Genomic DNA, 1,441 nt, shown 5'->3' with positions numbered 1-1,441 from the left:
AGCCCAGGCCTTGCCTTTGTCGGTCATGGCGCGCTTGCGCATCATCACCACGCCATGCAGTCCGCCCTCGCCGTCGCCAACCCCGGTCAGATTGACCTCTTCACCCTGCACGAACTGCTGCACCAGCACCGGCAGCCCCCACTCGTTGGCGATACGGCGGAAGGCGTGGGCCGCCTGATCCGGATTGTGGGCCACCGCCGCATCGTAGAACTGCCCCTTGACCACCAGTGGGTAGTGCCACCCCTCTTGCTGGCACTGATAGAAGAAGCCGGCATGGGTCACGGGTTTCGTCTGCGGGTAGTCGAGTCCGGCACTGGCCGCCAAGTCACCGAGCCGGTCCTTGTTACGCTGCTGCAACTGCTCCACATCGGGCAGCAAGCAGCGGATACCCATCTGCTCCAGTTCCGGCATCAGACGGGCGAAGCCGAGCAGTTCCGCATCAAGACAGGGGATCAGGATGTCGATCGACTCCCGCGCCTGGATCGCCCGCAGGCGTTCCAGCAACGCCGCCTCCCCGGCCGATGGATAGGGCAGCAGATAGCCGGCATCACACTGCTCCCGCAGATAGAGGCCCGGATCGAGCACATCATAGCCAAGGCCAACGATACGTCCCTCAAACCCCTCCGACTCACGCAGGCAGCGGGCCACCGCCAGGCCGGGGCCCGGGTTGTCTGGCTTGGCGTTCATGCCGGTAACGGCGACGGTCACTCCCTTCATCCGTGAAACGCCTTACGCAGTTCGGCAGAAAAATCCAGCAGATCCCGCTCCGCCTGCCTCGGTTCCAGATCCCACTCATCGGCCAGCTCTTCGATGATCCCGGTGACGCTCATTTTCTGCATCATCAGATGCAACAGGGCGAGTCCCGACTCATTGACGGTAAAACTGCGGCCGCTGACCGGATCGAAGATAAAGCCGCTCTCATTGATCGCCAGCCGCTGCAACAGCACCGGGTTCGGCAGTGTTTCGGATGGTTTCATTCCATGCATCTCCAAGGTAAAAAATTCAGCAGGCGTTTCCAGCGGGCTTCCCGGTCGGGCATACGCCGATCCCTGCTGCGCCTGAATAAGTCAAGAGGTGGTCAGCAGACTGCTAGCCGCCCGGCTCTCGATCCATTGCGCCAGAATCCCGTCCATGCCTATAAAAGGCCGGCCTGCGCGGCAAGCCTGTCCAGGCCCGACAGCATATCTTTCATGCGTTACTGTAAAACCGAAGTTTCATTGTGGTCCGCGGAAGAGAGTAAAAGTGAAAGTGGTTACTTTCACCAGCATACGGTGGTTGTTTTTGATTCCAATGTGACTCTATTCACAATGGCCCTTCTCCACTGTGGGACGACAAGATTCGCAAACCATCCCATTAAACAAGTTTGCCGCACCTTTCAAGAAAAAAGGCACAACAAACAGGGGGCAGGGAAGCACCTCTGGATATATCTACTCAAACAACA

Annotated in this window: 2 protein-coding genes; both read right to left on the bottom strand. The window is 59.0% G+C overall.

The annotated features are described in order from the left end of the window. The coding region (locus tag Ga0074115_RS15495; RefSeq protein ID WP_060528712.1) for an ATP-grasp domain-containing protein at positions 1 to 717 on the bottom strand (717 nt) is incomplete at its 3' end. Beyond that, the gene (locus tag Ga0074115_RS15490) at positions 714 to 977 is read right to left on the bottom strand and encodes a PqqD family protein (protein ID WP_057957365.1); all 264 of its coding nucleotides are present in this window, start codon (positions 975 to 977) and stop codon (positions 714 to 716) included. The genes Ga0074115_RS15495 and Ga0074115_RS15490, both read right to left, overlap by 4 nt. Between the last annotated feature and the right edge of the window lie 464 nt (positions 978 to 1,441).

It is taken from the genome of endosymbiont of Ridgeia piscesae (assembly GCF_001443665.1).
Classification (GTDB): domain Bacteria; phylum Pseudomonadota; class Gammaproteobacteria; order Chromatiales; family Chromatiaceae; genus Endoriftia; species Endoriftia persephonae.
The sequence above is the reverse complement of the archived record's forward strand: the minus strand, read 5'-3'. Positions and strand labels throughout refer to the sequence as shown.

What these genes read in the sequence shown, in the direction of transcription:
- Ga0074115_RS15490 (WP_057957365.1), bottom strand. Translation starts at nt 977, where the DNA reads ATGAAACCATCCGAAACACTGCCGAACCCGGTGCTGTTGCAGCGGCTG.